The sequence below is a fragment of the Streptomyces niveiscabiei genome (assembly GCF_033794345.1).
Taxonomy (GTDB): domain Bacteria; phylum Actinomycetota; class Actinomycetes; order Streptomycetales; family Streptomycetaceae; genus Streptomyces; species Streptomyces niveiscabiei.
Genome location: NZ_JARAYJ010000002.1, coordinates 174,669 through 197,748, shown reverse-complemented (window position 1 = coordinate 197,748; position 23,080 = coordinate 174,669). Strand labels below are relative to the sequence as shown.

17 protein-coding genes and 1 pseudogene are annotated in these 23,080 nt (G+C 73.6%); 9 read left to right on the top strand and 9 right to left on the bottom strand.

What is annotated here, in order from left to right; translation table 11 throughout:
• The first annotated feature begins 4 nt into the window (after positions 1-4).
• From xylB to PV682_RS03115, 6 genes and pseudogenes are all read left to right on the top strand, one after another.
• Positions 5-1,438 (top strand): xylulokinase, encoded by a 1,434-nt coding sequence (gene xylB / locus PV682_RS03140; RefSeq protein WP_319723720.1) that lies wholly within the window; start codon positions 5-7, stop codon positions 1,436-1,438.
• 180 nt (positions 1,439-1,618) lie between these two features.
• Positions 1,619-2,830 carry an ROK family transcriptional regulator gene (locus PV682_RS03135; protein WP_319723718.1) on the top strand — a complete coding sequence of 404 codons (1,212 nt, stop codon included), beginning with the start codon at positions 1,619-1,621 and terminating at the stop codon, positions 2,828-2,830.
• A 254-nt stretch (positions 2,831-3,084) separates the two neighbouring features.
• Positions 3,085-3,686 (top strand): annotated as a pseudogene (locus tag PV682_RS03130) (N-acetylmuramoyl-L-alanine amidase).
• Between the two features lie 365 nt (positions 3,687-4,051).
• Positions 4,052-5,317: a GAF domain-containing protein gene (locus PV682_RS03125; RefSeq protein WP_319723716.1), complete on the top strand. Its 1,266-nt coding sequence runs from the start codon at positions 4,052-4,054 to the stop codon at positions 5,315-5,317.
• A gap of 178 nt (positions 5,318-5,495) precedes the next feature.
• Positions 5,496-7,019: an acetaldehyde dehydrogenase ExaC gene (exaC, locus tag PV682_RS03120; protein WP_319723714.1), complete on the top strand. Its 1,524-nt coding sequence runs from the start codon at positions 5,496-5,498 to the stop codon at positions 7,017-7,019.
• Between the two features lie 173 nt (positions 7,020-7,192).
• Complete coding sequence (locus tag PV682_RS03115) at positions 7,193-8,203, top strand: Gfo/Idh/MocA family protein (protein ID WP_319723711.1); 1,011 nt, start codon at positions 7,193-7,195, stop codon at positions 8,201-8,203.
• Between the two features lie 82 nt (positions 8,204-8,285).
• On the opposite strand, the gene PV682_RS03110 is transcribed toward PV682_RS03115, so the two are convergent.
• From PV682_RS03110 to PV682_RS03100, 3 genes are read right to left on the bottom strand one after another with little or no spacing between them, the layout of a single operon-like run.
• Positions 8,286-8,831 carry an SRPBCC family protein gene (locus tag PV682_RS03110; protein ID WP_319723709.1) on the bottom strand — a complete coding sequence of 182 codons (546 nt, stop codon included), beginning with the start codon at positions 8,829-8,831 and terminating at the stop codon, positions 8,286-8,288.
• Between the two features lie 36 nt (positions 8,832-8,867).
• Entirely contained in the window at positions 8,868-10,058 is a 1,191-nt protein-coding gene (locus tag PV682_RS03105) for an FAD-dependent oxidoreductase (RefSeq protein ID WP_319723707.1), read from the bottom strand.
• Positions 10,059-10,076: 18 nt separating this feature from the next.
• A complete protein-coding gene (locus PV682_RS03100; RefSeq protein ID WP_319723705.1) occupies positions 10,077-11,039 on the bottom strand; it encodes an NADPH:quinone reductase in 963 nt (320 codons plus the stop codon).
• 212 nt (positions 11,040-11,251) lie between these two features.
• Between PV682_RS03100 and PV682_RS03095 the strand changes: the two genes are divergently transcribed.
• Together PV682_RS03095 and PV682_RS03090 are read left to right on the top strand one after the other, a co-directional pair.
• Complete coding sequence (locus tag PV682_RS03095) at positions 11,252-13,222, top strand: FAD/NAD(P)-binding protein (RefSeq protein ID WP_319723703.1); 1,971 nt, start codon at positions 11,252-11,254, stop codon at positions 13,220-13,222.
• On the top strand, positions 13,201-14,685 hold the full coding sequence (locus PV682_RS03090) for a class-II fumarase/aspartase family protein (protein WP_407705585.1): 1,485 nt from the start codon (positions 13,201-13,203) through the stop codon (positions 14,683-14,685). Before PV682_RS03095 ends, PV682_RS03090 begins: the two co-directional genes overlap by 22 nt.
• A gap of 61 nt (positions 14,686-14,746) precedes the next feature.
• On the opposite strand, the gene PV682_RS03085 is transcribed toward PV682_RS03090, so the two are convergent.
• The 6 genes from PV682_RS03085 to PV682_RS03060 all read right to left on the bottom strand — a co-directional run bounded on the left by PV682_RS03085 (position 14,747) and on the right by PV682_RS03060 (position 21,583).
• Positions 14,747-16,294, bottom strand: a complete 1,548-nt coding sequence (locus tag PV682_RS03085; protein ID WP_319723700.1) for a carboxylesterase family protein — start codon at positions 16,292-16,294, stop codon at positions 14,747-14,749.
• Between the two features lie 70 nt (positions 16,295-16,364).
• Positions 16,365-17,288, bottom strand: coding sequence for an LLM class flavin-dependent oxidoreductase (locus PV682_RS03080; protein WP_319723698.1), 924 nt, complete (start codon positions 17,286-17,288; stop codon positions 16,365-16,367).
• Positions 17,289-17,352: 64 nt separating this feature from the next.
• Positions 17,353-18,912 (bottom strand): FAD-dependent monooxygenase, encoded by a 1,560-nt coding sequence (locus PV682_RS03075; RefSeq protein ID WP_319723697.1) that lies wholly within the window; start codon positions 18,910-18,912, stop codon positions 17,353-17,355.
• Between the two features lie 17 nt (positions 18,913-18,929).
• Positions 18,930-19,712 carry an arylamine N-acetyltransferase family protein gene (locus PV682_RS03070; protein WP_319723695.1) on the bottom strand — a complete coding sequence of 261 codons (783 nt, stop codon included), beginning with the start codon at positions 19,710-19,712 and terminating at the stop codon, positions 18,930-18,932.
• 8 nt (positions 19,713-19,720) lie between these two features.
• Complete coding sequence (locus PV682_RS03065; protein WP_319723693.1) at positions 19,721-20,704, bottom strand: 3-oxoacyl-ACP synthase III family protein; 984 nt, start codon at positions 20,702-20,704, stop codon at positions 19,721-19,723.
• Between the two features lie 225 nt (positions 20,705-20,929).
• Positions 20,930-21,583 carry a TetR/AcrR family transcriptional regulator gene (locus tag PV682_RS03060; RefSeq protein ID WP_319723691.1) on the bottom strand — a complete coding sequence of 218 codons (654 nt, stop codon included), beginning with the start codon at positions 21,581-21,583 and terminating at the stop codon, positions 20,930-20,932.
• Between the two features lie 195 nt (positions 21,584-21,778).
• On the opposite strand from PV682_RS03060, the gene PV682_RS03055 reads away from it, so the two are divergent.
• Positions 21,779-23,002 (top strand): MFS transporter, encoded by a 1,224-nt coding sequence (locus PV682_RS03055; protein WP_319723689.1) that lies wholly within the window; start codon positions 21,779-21,781, stop codon positions 23,000-23,002.
• The last annotated feature ends 78 nt before the right edge of the window (positions 23,003-23,080 follow it).

Below are 23,080 nucleotides of genomic sequence, written 5' to 3'. Positions count from 1 at the left end.
CCCGATGTCAGCAGCCGAAGGTCCGCTCGTCGTCGGCGTGGACTCGTCCACGCAGTCGACCAAGGCGCTCGTCGTCGACGTGGCGACCGGCGAGGTCGTCGCGAGCGGCCAGGCCCCGCACACGGTCTCCACGGGGGCCGGGCGGGAGAGCGACCCGCGTCAGTGGTGGGAGGCCCTCGGTGAGGCGCTCAGGCAGTGCGGTGAGCCCGCGCGCGAGGCCGCGGCGGTGTCGATCGGCGGTCAGCAGCACGGCCTGGTGACGCTGGACGGCGCCGGCGAGCCGGTCCGCCCCGCCCTGCTGTGGAACGACGTCCGCTCGGCCCCGCAGGCGCGCCGGCTGACGGAGGAGCTGGGCGGCGCGAAGTTCTGGGCCGAGCGCACCGGTTCCGTCCCGGCGGCCTCCTTCACGGTCACCAAGTGGGCGTGGCTCGCGGAGAACGAACCGGAGGCCCTGCGCGCCGTGAAGGCCGTACGGCTGCCGCACGACTACCTGACCGGGCGGCTGACCGGCGAGGGCACCACGGACCGCGGGGACGCCTCGGGGACGGGCTGGTGGGCCTCGGGGGCGGAAGCGTACGACGAGGAGATCCTCGCGCACGTGGGCCTCGACCCGGCGCTCCTCCCGCGCGTGGTGCGCCCCGGCGAGGTCGCGGGCACCGTCCGGGACGGTCACGGCCTGCCGTTCGCCAAGGGCACCCTGGTCGCGGCCGGCACCGGCGACAACGCGGCGGCGGCCCTGGGGCTCGGCCTGCGCCCCGGGGCGCCCGTCCTGAGCCTGGGCACCTCCGGGACGGTCTACGCGGTGTCGAAGCGGCGTCCCACCGACCCGACCGGGACAGTGGCCGGTTTCGCCGCCGCGCACGGCGACTGGCTCCCCCTCGCCTGCACCCTCAACTGCACGCTGGCCGTCGACAAGGTCGCCGCCCTGCTGAACCTCGACCGCGAGGCCGTCGAGCCGTCCACGGGCGTCACCCTCCTGCCCTTCCTGGACGGCGAGCGCACCCCCAACCTTCCGAACGCCTCCGGCGTCCTGCACGGCCTGCGCCACGACACGACCGCCGGCCAGCTCCTCCAGGCCGCCTACGACGGCGCCGTGCACTCCCTGCTGGGTGCGCTGGACCTCGTCCTCGACGCGGACGCGGACCGCTCTGCGCCGCTGCTGCTCATCGGCGGCGGCGCGCGCGGGCGTGCCTGGCAGGAGACCGTACGGCGCCTGTCCGGGCGTCCCGTCCAGGTCCCCGAGGCCAAGGAACTCGTCGCCCTCGGCGCCGCCGCGCAGGCCGCCGGCCTGCTGACCGGGGAGGACCCGTCGGCCGTCGCGCGCCGGTGGGACACCGCGCGCGGGCCGGTGCTGGAGGCGGTGACGCGGGACGAGGCGGCGCTGGAGCGGATCTCGGGGGTGCTGGCGGATGCCGGGGGGCTGCTCGGCGACAGCTAGGCACCGCCGGGGTTCCGCGGAGGTTCCGGGGAGCGCGACACGCCGTTCCACCCGGCGGAACCGGTCCTCCCGCGCGCGGGAGGCCCCACCGGCGGACTCATCATCCGTCGGCCGTGGGTTCCGCGTCCCCGCAGGGCCCGGCCGTCATCGCCAGCACCGCCGACCGAAGGACACCCCCGTATGACCGCCCCGCTGCACGACCCCCGCCCCGCCGCCACCGGACGGGTGTCCTCCGACACCCAGCAGGGCATGCGGCGGCGCAACCTCGCGCGGGTCATGCACGCCGTCAGCGCGGAGGGTTCGCTCTCGCGCGCGGCGGTGGCCTCGCGGATCGGGCTGACGCGGACGGCCGTGTCGACGCTGGTGGACGAGCTGATACGGGCGGGGCTGCTGGAGGAACTGGGGCCCGAGCGGCCGGGGCGGGTGGGCCGGCCGGGGTCCGCGCTCGCCGTCTCCCGGCGCGGCCCCGCCGGGATCGGCGCGGAGATCGGCGTGGACCATCTCGCCGTCTGCGCGGTCGACCTGCGCGGTGAGGTACGCGCGCGTGCCGAGCGGCAGGGCAGCAACCGGGGCCGCTCCCCCGTGCCCGTCGTCGCGGAGCTGAACGGCCTGGTCCGGGACGTCGTCGCCGAGGCACGCACGCAGGAGCTGTGGGCGGCGGGGCTCTCCGTCGCCGTGCCGGGGCTCGTGGCGCGGGACGGGCGTACGGTCGTGCGCGCGCCGAACCTCGACTGGCACGGTGTCGACCTCGGTGAACTCCTGCCCGGTCAGCCCGCGTTCGTCGTGGACAACGAGGCCAACCTCGGTGCGCTCGCCGAACTCTGGCTCGGTGACGACACGCCCCGGGACTTCCTGCACGTCTCCGCCGAGATCGGGATCGGCGCGGCGGTCGTCGTGGACGGCGGGCTGCTGCGCGGCACCCGGGGGTTCGCGGGCGAACTGGGGCATGTGCCGGTCCATCCCGACGGGCCGGAGTGCGTGTGCGGCGGGCACGGGTGCCTGGAGCAGTACGCCGGGGAGGAGGCCGTGCTGCGGGCGGCCGGCCTCGCGGACGGCAACGACCGGGTCGGGCTGCTCGCGGGGCGCGCGGCGGACGGTGACGAGGCGGCGCGGCGGGCCCTGCGGGAGGCGGGGACCGCGTTCGGGATCGCCCTCACCGGGGCGGTCAACCTGCTGGACCCGGAAGGGGTCGTCCTCGGCGGGGCGCTCGCCGGGCTCGCGCCGTGGCTGCTGCCGTCGCTGGAGGCGGAGCTGGCCCGGCGGACGGCGGGGCCGGTGTGTCCGGTGTCCGTGTCGCGGCTGGGGTCGGAGGGGCCGTTGCTGGGGGCCGCGCATTCGGTGGTGCGGGGGGTGCTGGACGATCCGGTGGGGGTCGGTGTCGGGGCGGGGTGAGGTGGGGGTGGGGTTGTCGGACTTAACGCCGGGCCGGCGCCGCCTCCGCATCGAGGCGAAACGATCCGTCCTGTGGACAACTCCCGCCCCCAGCCCCGCGATTACCTCGTTCGAGTGATCGACTTGTCCACAGGTCCAAGCGTGTCCACAGATTCCCGAAGTGCCCTCTTGCGGACTTCCCGCTCCCCGTACGGTGTGATCACACGCACCGCAGCGGCGAAGCGTCGAACTCCCCACCGACAGAAGGGCCTTGCATGAACCGAGCCAGTCCCCTCCCCAACCGGCGGCACCTCCTCAAAGGAGCCGCGCTCGCGGCGGCGGCCTCCGTGGTGCTGCCCGAGCCGAGGGCCGGGGCACAGACCCAGGCGGCCGACTACCCCTCGGCGCTGTGGGCCCCCGCGGACACCGCCAACTACACCGCCTCCGACCGCCCTTCGCAGCGGCACCCCGTCGACCTCGTCGTCATCCACGTCACGCAGACGACGTTCGACAAGGCGCTGACGATCTTCCAGAACCCGAAGAAACACGTGTCCGCGCACTACGTGGTCCGCTCCTCCGACGGCCGGGTCGCGCAGTGCGTGCGGGAGACCGACATCGCGTGGCACGCGGGGAACTGGGAGTACAACACCCGCAGCGTCGGCATCGAGCACGAAGGCTGGGTGGACCGCCCGCCTACTTCACGGACGCGATGTACGAGCGGTCGGCGCGGCTCACGGCGACGGTCTGCGACCGGTACGGCATCCCCAGGGACCGGGCGCACATCATCGGCCACTACGAAGTGCCGGGCACCGACCACACGGACCCGGGCCGGAACTGGGACTGGGCGCGGTACATGAGACTCGTCGCCCAGGTCTGACCCGATCCGCGCACACCGGATTCCGGCGAGTGCCGCCGCGACGGTTGTCGGCGCCCGGGCCCGGAGTGACGATGACCGAGGACCACCGCCCGAGACCGTACGCGCCGCGCTCCCCCACCCGGCGCGGGGCCCTCACCAACACCCGCTTCCCGCGCGCGAACCGCAGTCCGCAGACCTCTCACTTCTTCGCCCCCGCCCCCTCCAACCAACCGCCCAGCCACACCGCCCACACCACCCCCGCCACTCCGCCACTCCGCCACTCCGCCACTCCGCCACCACCAAGCCCACCAAGCCCACCAAGCCCACCAAGTACCCAACACCCCAGCCCCTCCCGTCCCGCTTGACCCACCCTCCAGGAGCCCGAGTTGACCGATCCCTGGGTGGCCCTCGAACCGGGGGCCGACCCCGCCGAGCGAGTCCGTACGCTGCGGCGGGCGCACGAGGCGTTCACGGCGGCCGGGACGGTCGCCCAGCCGGTCCGCCGGGTCGTCGCGGACTCGTGGCGGCGTTCCGCGCGAGCCGGCGTGGGGCCGGACCGCACGGCGGACGTGGAGCTGTCGGACGGCGCGCTCGGCGCCTACCGCGCGGAGCACCCGCTCGCGCCGGTGATGCCGCTGCTGCGGGAGCTGATGGCGCCGTTCGCGGCGGACGGCGCGCATCTGCTCGCGGTGTGCGACGCGTACGGCCGTCTCCTGTGGGTCGAGGGGCACGCGGCGACCCGGCGGCGTGCGGGGCGGATGAACTTCGTGCCCGGCGCGCGGTGGGCGGAGAGCGCGGTGGGGACGAACGCGCCGGGGACGGCGGTCGCGGTGGACCGTCCGGTGCAGGTGTTCGCGGCGGAGCACTTCACGCGGCAGGCCCAGCCGTGGACCTGCGCGGCGGCTCCGGTGCACGACCCGCGCACCGGGCGGGTGCTGGGCGCCGTCGACGTGACGGGCGGGGACGCGCTGGCGCATCCGCACAGCCTGGGGTTCGTGCAGGCGGTGGCGCGGGCGGCGGAGGGGCAGTTGGCGCTGCTCGCGCGGGAGCGGCCCGCCGTCGAGGCGCCCGAGCTGGCCGCGCTGGGGCGGGACGAGGCGCGGCTGACGGTGGGCGGCAGGCCGGTGCGGCTGAGCCGGCGGCACAGCGAGATCGTGGTGCTGCTGGCCCGCCACCCGGAGGGGCTGACCGGGGACGAGCTGCTGTGCGCGCTGTACGAGGACGAGTCGGTGCCGCCGGTGACGCTGCGCGCCGAACTGGCCCGCCTGCGCGGGGTGCTGGGCCCGGAGTTGCTCGCGTCGCGGCCGTACCGGCTGACCGTACCGGTGGAGTCGGACGTGGCGGTCGTGGAGCGCAGGATCGCCGCCGGGGCGGTGACGGGAGCGCTCTCGGCGTACGGCGGTCCGCTGCTGCCGGGGTCGCGGGCGCCCGCGGTGACGCGGCTCAGGCGGCAGCTCGCGGACGAGTTGCGGGCGGCGCTGATCGCCTGCCAGGACCCCGACCTGCTGTCCGACTGGGCGCACGCGCCGTGGGGCGAGGACGACCTGGAGGTGTGGCGGGCGCTGGCGGCGGTGCGGCCGACAGCACCCGTGCGGGCGCGACTGGCGGCGCTGGAGGCGGAGTTGGCGGCGGGGGGAGGGTGGGGGGCATGAGGGCGGCGCGCGACACCGGCGTCGCACGGAGGTCGCCGGGTGGCGCCGGCCTCGTACGGGCCGGCCTCCTACAGACCGGCCCGCTGCGGGCGGTCGTGCAACGTGGGTGCAACGTCCGGGTGCGTAGCGTCCGTCGGAGCTGTCCAACGGCGGGCAGCGCCGGTGAAGGAGGCATGGGATGACTCGTTACGCCGCGCCCGGGTCGGAGGGGGCGCTCGTCTCCTACCAGGGGCGTTACGACCACTTCATCGGCGGGGAGTACGTGCCGCCGGTGCGGGGGCAGTACTTCGAGAACCCGAGTCCGGTGAACGGGCAGCCGTTCACCGAGGTCGCGCGGGGCACGGCGGAGGACGTGGAGAAGGCGCTGGACGCGGCGCACGCGGCGGCGCCCGCGTGGGGGCGGCGGTCGGCGACGGAGCGTTCGGACGTCCTGCTGCGGATCGCCGACCGGATGGAGGCGAACCTGGAGGCGCTGGCGGTCGCGGAGAGCTGGGAGAACGGCAAGCCGGTGCGCGAGACACTGGCTGCGGACATCCCCCTCGCCATCGACCACTTCCGGTACTTCGCGGGGGCGGTGCGCGCGCAGGAGGGTTCGCTCAGCGAGGTCGACGAGGACACCGTGGCGTACCACTTCCACGAGCCGCTCGGGGTGGTCGCGCAGATCATCCCGTGGAACTTCCCGATCCTGATGGCGACGTGGAAGCTCGCGCCGGCGCTGGCGGCGGGCAACACGGTCGTGATCAAGCCGGCCGAGCAGACGCCCGTGTCGATCCACTACTGGATGTCGCTGATAGCGGACCTGCTGCCGCCGGGTGTCGTGAACATCGTCAACGGCTTCGGCCTGGAGGCGGGCAAGCCGCTCGCGTCGAGCCCGCGCGTGGCGAAGGTCGCGTTCACCGGGGAGACCGCGACCGGGCGGCTGATCATGCAGTACGCGGCACAGAACCTGAAGCCGGTGACGCTGGAGCTGGGCGGGAAGTCGCCGAACATCTTCTTCGACGACGTCTGGGACAAGGACGACGACCTGCGCGACAAGGCCCTCGAAGGGTTCACGATGTTCGCGCTGAACCAGGGCGAGGTATGCACGTGCCCCTCCCGGGGCCTCATCCAGCGCGGCAACTACCCCGACTTCCTCGCCGCGGCCGTCGCCCGCACCGAGCTGATCAAGCCGGGGCACCCGCTCGACACGGAGACGATGATCGGCGCGCAGGCGTCCAGCGAGCAGCTCGCGAAGATCCTCTCGTACATCGAGATCGGCCAGAAGGAGGGCGCGAAGGTCCTCACGGGTGGGGAACGCGCCGAGTACGACGGCGAGTTGAAGGGCGGCTACTACGTCCGCCCGACCATCTTCGAGGGCGACAACCGGATGCGCGTCTTCCAGGAGGAGATCTTCGGGCCGGTCGTCTCCGTCGCCGGGTTCGACGACTTCGACGACGCCATCAAGATCGCCAACGACACGGCGTACGGCCTCGGCGCGGGCGTCTGGACCCGCGACGTCAACACGGCGTACCGCGCGGGCCGCGCGATCCAGGCCGGCCGCGTCTGGACCAACTGCTACCACGCGTACCCCGCGCACGCGGCGTTCGGCGGCTACAAGCAGTCGGGGATCGGCCGGGAGACGCACAAGATGATGCTGGAGCACTACCAGCAGACCAAGAACCTCCTCGTGTCGTACTCGCCGAAGAAGCTGGGCTACTTCTGACGGGCCCGCACGAGACGCTCGGGGACTCCTGACCTGCCAGATGACGCCGGTGACGCCGGTGTCCGGTACCTCGCCCCTTACCTGACGGAGTGTGGAGGTCCCGCTTCCGCCCTCGCCCGCCGCCCGCACAGGGTGGAGGGTGAGGGCCGCCCGGCCCGGGAGGGACGGTGGGGATGCGGAAGGTGCGTTGGGGGCTGCTGGTGACCGGGGGGTACGCCGATGTGGCCATGAAGGCGAAGGCGTTCTCGCGGACGGCGGAGTTCGTGGCGGTGGCGGCCGACGACGCGCGGGAGTACGCGCGGACGTGGGACATCGCCAGGGCCCACCGCAGCCGGGAGGAGTTGCTGGCGGACGACGGTGTCGAGGCCGTGTTCGTGGCGCTGGACCCCGTCGAGCACGCCGAGTGGGCGGTCAGGGCGTTGCGGGCCGGGAAGCATGTGGTCGTCGAGAAGCCGCTCGCGTTGTCGGTGGCCGATACGCAGCGGGTGTTCGACGCGGCCGAGGAGGCCGGGCGGGTGTGTGTGGAGGGGGTGTTCTCGCGGCATCATCCGCAGCATCGGCTGGCGAAGAAGCTCGTCGACGACGGGGTGATCGGGGAGCTGCGGTACATCTACGCGGCTTGTACCGCGAACCTGCCCGGCGACTACTTCCGGCGGTTCCCGGAGCGCGGGGGCGGAGGGATGCTCGATCTGGGGTCGTTCACGCTGGCCGCCGTCCGGATGTTCGCGGGCGAGCCGGAGCGGGTGTACGCGGAGGAGGTACGGCGTCCCGGCGCGCTCGACCACAGCTTCGCGGCGACCCTGCGGCTGCCCGGCGATGTGCTGGCGCAGTTCGAGGTGGGCCAGGAGGTGTGCCGGGGCGACGCGCTGGAGCTGGTCGGGACGACGGGGCGGCTGGTCCTGGAGGACCCCTGGTTCTGCCGGGACATCACCCGCGTCGAACTCCAGCGCCAGGGCCCGCCGCCGCACGCCGACCCGGTGAGCGAGTACCTGCCGGTGGACGCGGAGGGGGCGTACCGCTGCGGTGAGTCGTACGCCGTCTCCCGGATCCTCTTCGACGACGTGTCCCGCGCGATAGCGGAGGGCCGGCCCGCTCCGTACGGCCGTGCGGACGCGGTGGGGCAGGCGCGGGCCGTGGAGGCGCTGTTCGAGTCGGGGGCCAAGGCCGTACCCGTGCGGCTCTAGAGAGGTACGGACGTCACACGAGCGGCTGGTACGACCAGAAGGCCCGGCGGCACGCCGGGCCTTCTGGGTACGGGGGTACCGCTCACGCCCCTTCGATCACCCTCTTGATCCCCGCCACCGTCCGCTCCACATCCACCGCCAGCTTCGCGTTCCACTCCTTCACGAACCGTTCCCGCCCCGCCTCGTCGAGGGACGCGAAGATCTTCGAGAGGCCCTCGGTGAGGCGGCCCAGCCGGTAGTGGTGGACCAGGACTACGCCCCCCTCGGCGGGCGAGATCTCGAAGGACCAGGTGCTCTCCTGCGGCCGGCCGTCGCTCGTGAGGATCATCCACCGGAACACCGAGCCCGGCACGGCCTCGACGACCTCGGACAGCGTCGACCACTCGCCCCGGATGACCGGCGCCCACGGCACGGCCTCGGCGCCGCGCAGGTTCTTGCCCTCGAAGACCGCGCCGACCGTGGAGGGTTCGCCCTTGATCCAGGTGCCGCCCTGGCACTCCGGGCTCCACTCCCCGCTGCGTCCGAGATCGCTGACGACCTCGTACACCTTGTCGGCGGAAGCGGCGACGAAAATCTCGGCGCGCACCTGGAATGTGGTGACTCCCGGGCGTTCGTAATCAGTTGCCATGTCGTTCTCCCGATCCGTTTCTGTACGGAGTGATATTCACGCGGTCCGCTGGAATTCCCGGTCCCCGTGCAGCCATTCGACTTTTCCGTGGAGTTCGTCGGCGCTGAGCGCGGACAGTTCGGCGTTGCGCGCCTTCGCGGCGACCCCGGCGGGGTGGTAGACCTGCCGTCCCATCTCGCGCGCGATCAGCTGGGCGCGGGCGGCGCGGCTGCGGCGCAGTGCGGCGTACGCGCCGAGCCGGGCGGGCAGCGCGGCGGCGGAGATCTGCGGGCCGAGCAACTCGCCGAGCAGCACGGCGTCTTCGAGGGTCTGGCAGGCGCCCTGCGCGGCGTACTGGAGCATGGGGTGCGCGGCGTCGCCGAGGAGCGCGACGCGGCCGTCCACCCAGGTGTCGACGGGGTCCCGGTCGCACAGCACCCAGCGCCGCCACCCGTTCCCGAGCCGCAGCAGCCGCCCGGCGATCTCGCCGAGTTCGGGGAACTCCCCGAGGACGACGCCGCGTTCGACGGCTTCCCCGGCGACGGCCGTCAGGGCGCCGTCGTCGCGGGTCGCGGCGAGGTTCAGCTCTCGCCCCTCGCTGATGGGGTAGTGCACGAAGTGCCACTGCGGCCCGGCCCACAGGCACACGGCGTTGGCGCGCAGTTCCTCGGGCACGCCGTCCATGGGGATGACGGACCGGTAGATGGTGTGCCCGGACACGCGCGGCTCCCCGTCGCCGAGGAGCTGCCCGCGTACGGCGGACCGGATGCCGTCGGCGCCGATCACGGCGTCCCCGGCGACGCGGGAACCGTCGCCGAGCACCGCCCAGGCACCGTCCGGGGACTGCCCGTACCCGCTCACCGGAGCCCCGGTGACGAGTTCCACGCCGGACCGCGCACGGCACGCGTCGAGCAGCGGCCGGTACAGGTCGGTCCGGTGCACGACGGCGTACGGGTTGCCGAACCGGCGCCGGTAACCCCCGGTCAGCGGCATGGAGTTGATGAGTTCGTCGGTCGTGCCGTCGTAGAGCCGCAGCTCGTCGACGAACACGGACCGGGCCCGGACCTCGGCGCCGACGCCGATGCGGTCGAGGGCGTGGTAGGCGTTGGGGGCGAGCTGGATGCCGGCGCCGAGTTCGGTGAACTCCTCGCGCCGTTCCAGGACGGTGACCCGATGGCCGTGCCGGGCGAAGGCCAGCGCGGAGGCGAGACCGCCGATCCCGCCGCCGACCACGACAAGGTGTACCACTGCACGTCTCCTAAGAACTCACGACGAGAGGTCGGGCCGGACGACGAGCCGCCTGCCGTGCAACTCGCCCTTCTCCATGCGCAGATGGGCGTCGGCCATCGCGCTCAGCGGCACCCGCTCGGTACGCCGGGACCGCAGCCGGCCCGACGCCGTGAGCCGGTTGACGGTGACCGCCGCCTCGGCGAGCTGGTCGGTCGTCGCGTGCGAGATGACGAACCCGAGGATCGAGGCGTCCTTCTGGTAGAACGGCCCGACCGGCAGCACGGGCCGCGCGGCGACCCCGGCGAGCAGCACGATCCGCCCCCGGGGTGCGATCAACTCGACCGCATCATCAAGGTCGTTGGTGCCGAAGGTGTCGATGTGGACGTCGATCGCGCCCCGGAGGGCCGCCAACTCCGGTTCCCGGTAGTCGAGTACGACGTCGGCGCCCAACTCCCGTACGTAGTCGGCGTCCTGGGCGGAGGCGGTGGCCACCACCCGGGCGCCCGCCTCGACGGCCAGCGTCACGACGGCGCTTCCGACGTTCCCGGCCGCGCCCGCCACGAACACCGTCTCGCCCGGCCGCACCCGCGCGTGGGTGAACAGCGCCAGGTAGGCCGTGCCGCCGGGGTGGAACACGGTGACGGCCCGCTCGGGGTCGACGCCGGGCGGCAGGCGGTAGAGGCGGTCGGCGGGGACGACGGCGCGTTCGGCGGCGGCGCCCTGCCGGCCGCCGTGGCCGAGGCTGTTGGTCCACACCCGCTCCCCGGCCGCGAAGCCGGAGCCGGCGCGCACGACCGTACCGACGAGGTCGCGGCTGACGATCAGGGGCAGCGGGACGGGGGTGCGGAAGCGGCCGGAGCGCACGAGGGTGTCGACCGGGTTGACGGTGGTGCACTCGACCTCGACCAGCACGTCGGTCGGTCCGGGGGTCGGCTCGGGCAGTTCGCCGTGGCGGATCTCGTGGGACGGCCCGAGTTCGGTGATGTAGGCGGCACGCATGGAGTCCAGACTGTCGCCGGGGCCCGGGGAGGGACACGGGACGCTCCCGAATTCGTCAGGTCCTGGTGAGCACCTGATTTATCGCCGAATTCCCCGTTGACGCGCCCCGAGCGCGCCTCGAAGCTGCCCGGTGAATTCACATTCCCGGCCTGATCCGCATTTCTTGCACCCTGCACCATTCAGCGAGCGAAAGCGCACCGAGGAGATTCCGGATGAGCAGAAGGCGTAAAGAGATCTGTGTCGTCGGCGCGGGCCCGAGGGGCCTGTCGGTGCTGGAGCGGCTGTGCGCCAATGAACGCCTCGCCCCCTCGGACGCCTCCCTGGTCGTCCACCTCGTCGACCCGAACACTCCGGGCGCGGGCCGGGTCTGGCGCCCGGAGCAGTCCCGGCACCTGCTGATGAACACCGTCGCCTCGCAGGTGACCGTGTTCACCGACGACAGTGTCCGCATCGACGGCCCGATCGAGCCGGGCCCGTCCCTGTACGACTGGGCGCGCCAGCTCGCGCTGCTCGGCGTGGAGGGACATCTGTACGACGAGGAGACCCTCGCGGAGGCGCGCCGCCTGGAGCCGGACTCGTACCCGAGCCGCGCCTTCTACGGCCACTACCTGAACGACTGCTTCCGGCAGATCCTCGCCCGCGCGCCCGAGCACGTCGAGGTGCGGGTGCACCGCTCGCAGGCGGTCGCGATGTCCGACGTGCACGGCGCGCGCGGCGGCCGGCAGGGCGTCCGGCTCGCCGACGGCACCCGCCTCAACGACCTCGACGCGGTCGTCCTCGCGCAGGGCCACGTCCCCGCCCGGCTGACGCCCCGCCAGGAGCGCACCGCCGCGCTGGCCCGCATCCACTACCTGACGTACCTGACGCCCGCCAACCCGGCCGACGCCGACCTCAGCGGGGTCCGCCCGGGTGAGCCGGTGCTGCTGCGCGGGCTCGGGCTGAACTTCTTCGACTACATGGCGCTGCTCACGCTCGGCCGGGGCGGCGTCTTCGAACGGGTCCCCGGGGGCGGGCTCGTGTACCGGCCCAGCGGGCAGGAGCCGGTGCTGTACGCGAGTTCGCGGCGCGGTGTGCCGTACCACTCGCGCGGCGCCAACCAGAAGGGCGCGCACGGGCGTTGCTTCCCCCGGCTGCTGACCGCCGAGTACGTCGAGCGGCTGCGCGCGGACGAGGAGCGGCCCTACTTCGGCGAGAACCTCTGGCCGGTGATCCGGTGGGAGGTCGAGAACGTGTACTACACGACGCTGCTCGCCGCCCGGGGCGGCCGAGCCGACGCGTTCGCCGGGGAGTTCCTCGCGCTGGGGCCCGGCGGGGACGCGACCGGGCTGCTGGAGCGGTACGGAATCGAGGCGGACGTCCGCTGGGACTGGGAGCGGATCGTCTCCCCGCTCGCGGGGCGGGAGTTCGCGAGCCGCGAGGAGTTCGGGGCGTGGCTGCGGGGCTACTTGGAGCGGGACGTCCGCGAGGCGCGGGCCGGGAACGTCGACGGGCCCCTCAAGGCCGCGCTCGACGTGCTGCGCGACCTGCGCAACGAGATCCGGCTCGCCGTCGACCACGGCGGCATCGACGGGAACTCCTACCGCGACGACGTCGAGGGCTGGTACACGCCGCTCAACGCGTTCCTGTCGATCGGGCCGCCCGCCTCCCGCATCGAGGAGATGATCGCGCTCCTGGACGCCGGGCTCCTGGTCCTCACCGGCCCCGGCACGCAGATCCGCTTCGACACCGCGAACCCGTCGTTCGTCGCCCACTCGACCGTCGTGCCGGGAACGCCGGTCCGGGCGCGGGCGCTGATCGAGGCGCGGCTCCCCGAACCGGACGTCCGCCGCGCCGAAGACCCGCTGCTGCGGCACCTGTTGGCGACCGAGCAGGCGGGCCCGTACCGCATCGACGGCAGCTGCGGGACGATGTACGAGACCGGCGGCCTCGCCGTCGGCGAACGCCCCTACCACCTGCTCGACAGCCAGGGCCGCCCCCATCCGCGCCGCTTCGCCTTCGGCGTCCCCACGGAGGCGGTCCACTGGGTGACGGCCGCCGGCATCCGCCCGGGCGTCGACTCGGTCACCCTCGGCGACTCCGACGCGATAGCCCGCGCCGCCCTCGCCCTCCCGCCCCTCGCCCGGGTCCCCCAGGAGGTCCGCCCGGCGCAGGACGACAGCGAGTGGACGGGGGTGGTGGTGTGACCGGCGTCGACTCCGGGCTCCTGTCCCCCGTACGGGCCGGCACCCCCGTCGAAGCGGTCGTCGGCGACGAGGCGTGGGTGCGGGCGATGCTCGACGCCGAGGCGGCGCTCGTGCGGGCGCAGGCCGGGCTGGGTACGGTGCCGGCCGGGGCGGCCCGCGTCATCGGCGCCGTCGCCGCCGAAGCGACCCTGGACGTACGGGAGTTGGCGCTGGCCTCCCGGGAGACCGCGAACCCTGTCGTGGGGCTCGTCCAGGCGCTCACCCTACGCGTGGCCGAAGTCGACCCGGGCGCCGCCGAGTTCGTGCACCGGGGGTCGACCAGTCAGGACGTCTTCGACACGGCCGCGATGCTGGTCTCCCGGCGGGCGCTGCGGCTGATCGCCGACGACCTCGCCACGTCGGCCCAGGCGCTGGGGAGTTCGGCGCGGGCCCACCGGGACACGCCGATGGCGGGCCGGACGCTGGCACTGCACGCCGTGCCGACGACGTTCGGCCTGAAGGCGGCCGGCTGGCGGGAGCTGCTCCTCGACGCCCGGCGCCGCGTCGCCCACGTGGCCGACGAGGGCCTGCCGGTGTCGCTCGGGGGCGCGGCGGGGACGCTGGCGGGGTATCTGGAGTACGCGGCGGTGGACGGGGCGGGCACCCCGGCCGGACCCGGCGGCCACGGCACCGCGCCCCGGCCCACAGGGCATGGCACCCCGGCCCCGCCCGCAGGCCACGGCATCCCGCGCCTCGCCGACCCGGCCGCCTACACCACCCGCCTCGTCGAAGCCTTCGCCGCCGAGACCGGTCTCGCCGTCCCCGTCCTGCCCTGGCACTCCCTGCGCACCCCGTTCGCCGACCTCGCCGCCGTACTCGCCTTCGCGGCGGGCGCGTTGGGGCGGATCGCGGTCGATGTGCAGGCGCTGGCCCGCACGGAGGTCGGGGAGGTGGCCGAGCCCGCCGTGTCCGGGCGGGGCGCGTCGTCGGCGATGCCGCACAAGAGGAACCCCGTGCTCAGCACGATGATCCGGTCGGCTGCGCTGCAAGTGCCCGCGCTCAGCGGGGCGTTGACGCAGTGCATGGTGACCGAGGACGAGCGGTCCGCCGGGGCCTGGCACGCGGAGTGGCTGTTGCTGCGGGAGTGCCTGCGCCTGGTGGGCGGCGCCGCGCACACGGCCGTGGAGCTGACGTCGGGACTCCAGGTGCGTCCCGAACGGATGCGCGCCAACCTGGACCTGACGGGCAGTCAGATCGTGTCGGAGCGGATCGCGGCCCGCCTCACGCCCCGCCTGGGCCGGGCCCGCGCGAAGGAACTCCTCAGCCGGGCGTCCGTCGAGGCGGACGCCACCGGCCGGCCGCTGGCCGCGGTGCTGGCGGAGCTGGTGCCCGGGGTCCCCGCCGGGGAGATCACCGAACTGTGTGATCCCACGGGGTACTTGGGAGCGGCCCCCGCCTTGGTGGACCGTGCGCTGAACAGGTAGGGCACCAAACCTGAAAAGGGCCGGGCGGGAAATCGCCCGGCCCTCACGGCTCTCGGGTCCCTCAAGCCCCCGGCAGCCACTCCACCCCGTCCCAGAACTCCAACTGCCGCAACTTCGAGGGATGTTCCACCCGGGCCCCCTCGGCTCCCCCCAGCACCAACGCGCTGGGCACCCCCGGCTCGTACACGGGCCACCCCTCGACAGGTGCCTCCCCCCGCACGAACGACGCCACCAGGTCCACGAACGTGTCCGACACCCGCCGCTCCACCGGCCCGTCCCCGAACTGCCCCACGAACAGCGGATGCGCGTGGGACCCGAACAGGAACTTCGACGTGGCGTCGTGCGGCGTCCCGAAGTGCGGCGCCCGCACCGGATGCGCGAACTCCATGACGTACTGCGGCGAAACCCCCCGCAGCGCGTGCCGCTGGGCGAGCCGGACGATCTGGTACCGGAAAACCGCGTCCCCCCACACCTCGGTCCACAGCGAGAGCGGATCGGCGGGCCGCCCCTCGTCGAGCGCGGCCTCCCGGTACGCCTCGACGCACGCCTCGGCGAGCCCGTCCTCCACGGCGTCCGTGCACTTGAGCATCACCTCCCGTACGGCGTCCCGCAGTTGACGCGGGTCCGTGGGCGCGGGCGGCGCCGGGGGGAACGACACGCTGTGCGGGTCGGTGAAGAAGGACCCCTCGGTGCGGTTGTGGACGGACATCACCGGTATCGCGGGGACGACCGGTTCGCGGCCCACCCCGGTCAACGCGTCCAGCACAGGCCCCCGATACTCCCGCCCGCTCCCCAACACGCGCTCGGCGGGCGCCCCTTGGAACAACGCGTTCCAGGCGGCGAACAACGCCCGCGCCGGCACCGTACGCAACCCCGGTACCGACACCCCGAGTTCGCGGGCGAGCCGCTCGTACGCCTCGGTCGCGTCCTGCGGTGTGAGCCCCAGCGCGGGTGCCCAGGGCCGGCTCGCGCTGATGGCGATGAGCCGCCGCGCGATCCCCCGGGTCCCGTCGGCGTCGGTCAGCAGCCGCGCGGTGACGGCCCCGGCGGAGGTCCCGCACAGCGTGATGTCCCCGGGGTCGCCGCCGAACGCCTCGACGTTGTCCCGGACCCACCGCAGCAACGCGGCCTGGTCCTGCAACCCCCAGTTCGCGAACCTCCCCGTACCGGGGTCGGTGAACGCCTCGTGCAGGCCCCAGCCGAACGCCCCGAGCCGGTAGTTGAAGTTGACGACGACCATGTTCCCGAGCGCGGCGGGCTTGGCCCCGTCGAAGGTGGGCGCGCTCCCGGACCCGACCTGCCAGCCACCCCCGTGGACGTACACCAGCACCGGCAGCCGGGCACCGGGGTCGGGCGTCCAGACGTTGGCGTACAGGGCGTCCTCGCGGCTGTCGGGGACGCCGGGCTGGAGGAAGGCCGGGGAGAAGGCGGTCGCGTCGCGGACTCCCGTCCAGGGCACGGCGGTTCGGGGCGAGGCGAACCGTTCGGCGACGGCGTACGGGATGCCCCGGAACACGTGCAGCGGACGCTGCCGGTACATCTCCAGGGTGCCGCGCAGGTCACCGCCGTGGGTGCGGACGACGGAGGTGGTCGTGAGTCCGGAGGTCACAGTTCGTACAACTCCTCGATGAAGAATGACAGCGGGCCCCGGCACCGTCACCGGGGCCCTGCGCACGGACTCAGTCGCGCGCCAGCAACTCCCGTACCCGCGCGAACAGTTCGTACTGCCGGAACGGATCGTCCCCGTCCTCCCCGAACGGCACGAGCACGAACCGCTCGGCCCCCGCGTCCCCGTACTCCCGCAGCCGCTCCGCGATCTGAGCCGGTGTCCCGGCGACCCCGACGTCGCCGGAGAGGGCGCGCGGCATCCCGTACTGGGCGGTGAGGCGGTCGGCGACGCGGGACGAGGCGGCGGGGTCGGCGTGCGACAGCAGGCGGACGTGGAGATGCATGCTGACCCGGGGCGCCGCCACCCCGTGTTCCGCGGCGAGTTCACCGAGGCGCCCGGCGCAACGGGCCACCTCCTTGGGCGGCTTCATCGCCGCCAGCCACCCCTGCCCGTGCGAGACGACCCGCCGCAGCGCCTGTTCGGAGCCCCCGCCGATCCAGATCTCCGGCACGGGCACCGCCGGGTTCAGCGCGACGGACGGGCTGCCGGGCAGGTCGGTCAGGGCGGTGCGCTCCCCGGCGAGCAGGCCGGGCAGGAGGTCCAGGAGCCGTTCGGTGCGCCGTCCCCGGCCCCGGGGGGCGACCCCGGCGGCGGCCCACTCGCCGGGGTCGCCGGTTCCGACGCCGACCCCGAGGACCGTACGGCCCCCGGACAGCCGCTGGAGCGTGCCGATCTGCTTGGCGGCCCACGCGGCGGAGCGCAGCGCGAGCAGCATGACGCCGTACCCGACCTGGATGCGGGTCGTCGCGGCGGCGGCCGTCGCGAGGACCAGGGACGGGTCGAGGGTCGGGTAGGGGGCGGCGAGGCGGTCCCCGGCCCAGACGGAGTCGAGGCCGAGGTCCTCGGCGTGCCGGGCGACGGCGGCGAGGTCGAGGTCGTCGCGGTAGCCGGGGAGGCCGTTGACGGGCAGTTGGGCGCCCACGTGAAGGGTCATCGCCGGCCCCGCTTCCCGCGCTTGAGACCGTACTTGAGACCGCTCTTGAGACGGACAGTCATCGTCAGCCCTTCTTCCCGCGCACCAGCACAGCGCCGAGTTCCTTCTCCAGCCGGTTCAGATCCCCCTCGTGCCCGTGCGCGGCGACATGCCCGTCGGGCCGTACGAGGTGGTAGCCGAGCCGTCGGCAGCCGGTGGCGTCGGCGAGGGTCCGCGCGGGGACGGTCACCACGCTCAACTGGGGCCAGCGGGCGGCGATATGGCCGACCTCCCGGTGCCAGTCCCCGGCGCCGAGGGTCGTCCCCGTGACCGCGAGCGTCCACCCCTTCATGCCGTGCGCGAGGATCTGCTCGCGCGGGAAGAGCCCGCCGACGCCGCTCCCGCCGGGGAGTTTCGCGCGCGCCTGGCAGGGCGAGACGCCGGAGGGGAGCTGGGTGTCGCGCGCGACGGGGTAGGTCTGGCGGCGTCCGGCGAGGACGGGGGCGTACAGCCGGGACGCGGCCCCCGTACGCTCGGCGAGCTTGAACCCGGCGTCCCGCATCAGGACGCGGGCCCGCCCCTTGGCCATCCACGCCTTGGTGTGCAGGTCCGTATCGCGGACACTGCGCCGGGTCGCCGCGAACCGCTCCGGGCCGTAGGTGTCGAGAAGTGAGACCGGCGACGTGCCGCGCAGGACGGCGGCCAGCTTCCAGCCCAGGTTGTGCGCGTCCTGGAGGCCGTTGTTCATGCCCTGTCCGCCGGCCGGGCTGTGGACGTGCGCGGCGTCCCCGATCAGGAAGACCCTGCCCAGCTGGAAGTCGGTGGCGAGGCGGGCGTGCACGCGGAAGACGGTCGTCCAGACGGGCTCGGTGATCCGTACGCCGCGCGGCCCGCGCTCGGCGACGATCTCCTGCATCATCTCGACGCCGGCCGAGCCCGCCCCCCGCGGCAGGACGGACAGGAACCGGTAGACGCCGCCGGGGTGCGGGACGACGGCGAGGGTGCCGGACGGGTCCTGGTAGTAGAGGATCTCCTCCGGGTCGAGGTCCCCCTCGACCTTGGCGTCGACGAGCGCGAACTCCAGTCCGTACGTGGACCCTTGGAAGCCGATCCCGAGCTGTCCGCGCACCGCGCTGCCCGCGCCGTCCGCGCCGGCGACGTACGAGGCGGTGGCCCGCTCGACGGTGCCGTCGGGGCCTTCGAGGACGGCGGTGACGCGGGACGTGCCCTCGATCCGGCCGCTGAAGTCGACGCCCTCCAGGCACAGCAGGCGCACCCCGCGCTCGACCTTGCCGCCGAGGGCCTCCAGGCGTTCGGTGAGGATGCGTTCCGTCTCGTACTGGGGCAGGACGCGGGCCGCGTGCTGTTCCGGTATGTGGAACGAGGCGAGGTGGTTGCGGTCGGAGAAGTAGCTGAGCGTGCGGATCGTGCCGGACACGTCGTACACCGCGTCGCGCAGGCCCTGGTCGGCCAGGATGTCCATCGCGCGGGGGTAGATGGACAGGGCCCGGGGGACGTGCATCGGCTCGGGGGCGGCGTCCACGATGCGGACACGGACTCCGCGGCTGAGCAGTTCGCAGGCCAGGAGCAGGCCCGAGGGTCCGGCACCCGCGACCAGGACGTCGAAGGTCTTCTCTGTAGGCACGGTGCTCCGCTTTCTCATCAGGTCATCGGGGGGAGTTGGGGCAGGCGGTCCAGCTCGATGCCGAACCAGCGGCGGCAGGCGGCCAGGAACGCCTCGTCGTCGAGGACCTCGCGGACCTGCTCGCCGCCCTCGGTCCGGGTGAGCGTGCGGTCCAGGAGGGAGACGCGGCCCGCGTCGGTGACGATCGACGCCCACACCGAGCCGCCGGTGACGGGCGACTCGGGCGCGCTGGAGAACCACCACAGGGTGGGCTCGAAGTCGTAGGTGTCGCGGGGGCGGGTCTCCAGGCGGACGCGGGGCACGCCGTCGTGGACGATGACGACGTCGCCGTACTCGCCGTCCACGATGTGGTACTCGCCGTTCTCGTCCTTCTGCGGGCCGCGTTCACGCAGGCGCAGGGGGCGGCGGCTGGCCCAGCGGAAGCCGACGTCCACGAGCCAGGGCTCGCCGTCGATCGTGACCCTGAGCATCATGTGGCCGCCGTGCGCGCCGAGCAGGGCCTGCTTGCCGTTGTGCAGGGTGCGGCCGGGGAGCAGGTCGACCTGGTAGCCGAGGCCGCGCAGCAGGACGGCGAAGGCGGTGTTCAGCTCGTAGCAGCCGCCGCCCCGGCGCCGGTCGACGATCTTCTCGATGACGTCCTCGCCCATCCGGATGGGGATGCCGAGGTTGAAGTCGACCGTCTCGAACGGCACGGTCCTCAGGTGGCGGTCCTGGAGCCGGGCGAGGTTCTCCAGGTCGGCCCGCTCGGGCCGGTCGGCGCCGATGCGCCGCAGGTAGGCGTCCACTGCTGTCCTCCTCATCTCGACGTTCACCACTCGACCAGCGCGTGCCCGAAGGAGAAGCCGCCGCCGAACGCGGTCAGCAGCACCTTGTCCCCGGTCCGCAGCTCCCCCGCGCGGGCCGCCGCGTCGAGCGTGACGGGGATGGAGGCGGCGCCGGTGTTGCCGTACTCTCCGACCGTCGTGTGCAACCGGGCCAGCGGGAAGGCGAGTTCGCGCTCCAGGTCGCCGAGCATGACGCCGTTGCCCTGGTGGGGGACGATGTGCGCGATGTCCTCCTTGGTGACGCCGGCCTCGTCGAGGAACGCGAAGAGGGTGCCGGGCAGCTTGTCGTACACGATCTCCTTGACGCCGCGCCCGTTCATCACGAAGTGGTGGCGTCCCTCGTCCACGGTCCCGGCGTTCACCCCGAGCCGGGTGCCGCCCGCCGGCACCCCGACCAGCTCCCGCCCCTCGGCGTAGGTGAGCAGCCGGCTCGCGAGGATCCGCCGCCGGTCGGCGGCGCCGAGGACGACGGCTCCGGCGCCGTCGCCGAACAGGACGCGGGTGCGGCGGTCGGCGGGGTCGGTGATCCGGCTGTACATGTCGGCGCCGATCACCAGCGCGGTGCCGCCGGTCGCGGCCAGCATCCGCTGGGCGGCGGCGAGCGCGTAGACGAAGCCGCTGCACACGGCGTTCAGGTCGAAGGCGGCGGCCGTGCTGGGGGCGCCGAGGAGGTGCGCGACCAGGGCCGCGGTGGGGGGCTGCGGGGAGTCCGGGGTGGAGGTCGCGACGACGATCAGCGTCAGGTCGGCGACTCTGGTCCCGGAGTCCTCCAGGGCGGCGCGGGCCGCGGCTGCGGCGAGGTCCGAGGTGGCCTCGTCGTGCTTGCCGAAGCGGCGGGCCCTGATGCCGGTCTTGCGGACGATCCACTCGTCGGTGACGCCGGTCGGGGCTTCCAGGTCCTCGTTGGTCACCACGCGGGACGGCAGGTACGAGCCCGTCCCGAGGATTCCCACAGGGGCGAGGTTCATCTGTGACTCCTTTCCTGCCCCGTCAGCATCGGCTGGTCGCGGGAGGGCGGAAAGGGCGTCGGGGAGAGTCCGTCAAGTCACCGTTCCGTAAATGCGGGAACGCCAAAAAGGCCACCCGGAAGTGGCCTCTGAGCTGGGAATATGGCAGGAAAGAAATCGGCTAGGCGCTTTTTCCAAACGCCGTGAATTACGCGTGCTTCCGCCTCCGGTGGCGAATACCGGGTGTCAGCCTTTTCCGACCCCGTACAGCCGCAGGAACGTGTCCACGCCGTCCACCACGATCGTGTTGACCTCCGTGTCGGGCAACGGCAGGGCGCCGTAGAAGGTGCGCTGGTTGACGTCCGTGATGGTCAGCAGGTTGAAGTGGTTGGCGGCGCGCTCGGGGTCGTCGAGGACGAGCAGCCCGCGTTCGCCGATCCGGCGCAGGTAGGGGGCGAGGCGCTTGTGCGCGGAGAGGGGGCCGACGTCGCGCCAGGCCTCCAGGACGTCGGTGGGGATGCGGGACGCCTCCGCCTCGATCGTGCGGACCAGGGCGAAGTGGTCGGGGAACTCCGTGACGGCCGCGACGCGCTCCAGGCCGAAGGCGATCAGGTCCTCGCGGACGTCGACGATCTTGCGGAGGTGGCGTTCGAGGATCTCCGCGATGGCGGCGGTGACCTGCTCGGCACCCTCCAGGGCGACCGTCTGGAAGAGCTGTTCCTTGTCGGTGAAGTGGTTGTAGATGGTGCGGTTGGAGACGCCGGCCTCCAGGGCGATGGTGTCCACGCCCGCGCGGGTGTAGCCCTCGCGACCGAACACGGCGCGGGCCGCGCGCATGATCGCCCGCCGCTTCTCCGGCATGCCGCGACGGGTGTCCGTCGTCGCCGTCCCCACCGTCATGGCAATCCCTCCGATCGTCAGCAGGACCGCAGCGTACCCGGCACCGGAGCGGCTCCGGTCTACACCGTTGGACCTACATCCATCGTCGCATTGTTTACAGTCATCGGTGTAATCCATACTCTAGCCGCAGTGGTTCCCCCTCTGCCAGCGGGCCATCGCTGCTGTGTCACGTCCCCCCAGAGAGGCCACCGATCCATGACCCGTTCCTCACCGAGCACCTCCGTGCAGGCCCCCACGCCGGCACCCGAACGGCGTCCGGTCGCGGCCCTCGCCCTGGGCCTCATGGCCACCCCGACCGCGCTCAGCGCCAACGCGGCGACGACGACGCTGCCCGACATAGCCGACGGCGTCGGCATATCCGTCTCCACGGCGACCTGGACAGCCACCGTCTTCGGGCTCGCGATGGCCATCGGCACGCCGATGGTCGCGGCCCTCCTGCGGCACCGGGGCGTACGGGCCGCCGTCCTCGTCAGCTCCGCGCTGATCGTCGCCGGGACGCTGACCGTCCTGCTCTCCGGCTCCCTCCCCGGCCTCCTCGTCGGCCGGGCCGCGCAGGCCTTCGGCGGGGGCGGGTTCATCACCACCGCGATCACCCTCGCCGGTACGCCCGCCCGCATGGGCGTCATCACGGCGGGCAGCGGCATGCTCGGCGCGCTCGGCCCGCTCTCCGGTTCCCTCCTCAGCGACCACGTCTCGTGGCACGCGGCGCTCTCCCTGTCGGCGGTCGCCCTGCTCGCGGCGCCGTACGTCTATCTGCGCGCCCCGAAGCCGCGCCCGGCCGAGGGCCACACCCCCTTCGACGTCACCGGCGCGCTCCTCACCGGCGGCCTGATCGCCGCGCTGGTCCTCCTCGGCCGCTTCCCCCTCCCGGCGGTCCTCTGCGCGCTCGCCCTGATCGCCGCGCTGACCGCGTGGATACGCCGCCGCCCCGAGGGCTTCGTCCCGGCCCCTCTGCTGCGTTCCCCGCTCTACCTCACCGCCTGCCTGGTCGTCTGCGCCCTCTCGACGACGTACTTCGCCCTCCTCTACGCGGTCCCCCGCCTGCTGGAGGACAACGAGGGCTGGACGACGTCGTCGGTGGGCGTAGGCGTCCTGGTCGCCCTCCTGACCGGCTCCATCCTGTCGTGGGGCATGGCCGCCTCCGCGGGCCGCCTCAACCGCAGGACGGTCCTGACGGTGCTGCTGACGCTGGGAGTCGCGGCCCCCGTCACGGTGGCGGCCGGGGTCCCCGCGCTGCCGATGCTGGCGGCGGGCGGCGTCGCGGTCTTCGTGGCGGCGTCCGGCCAGGCGACCCTGTCGGTGGTGGCGGTGGCCGGAGCCCCGGACCGACTCCGCACGACGGCACTGGGCCTGTTCACCCTGTGCTACCAGCTGGGCGCGGGCTTCGGCCCGGCGATCGTGGCGCTGCTGCTGGCGTAGAGGGAGCGTTCGGGGCGCCGCCGCGCGAAGGCGCCCCGCACCCACCCCCGCATCCCACCTCCCCCCACCCCCTCAGGC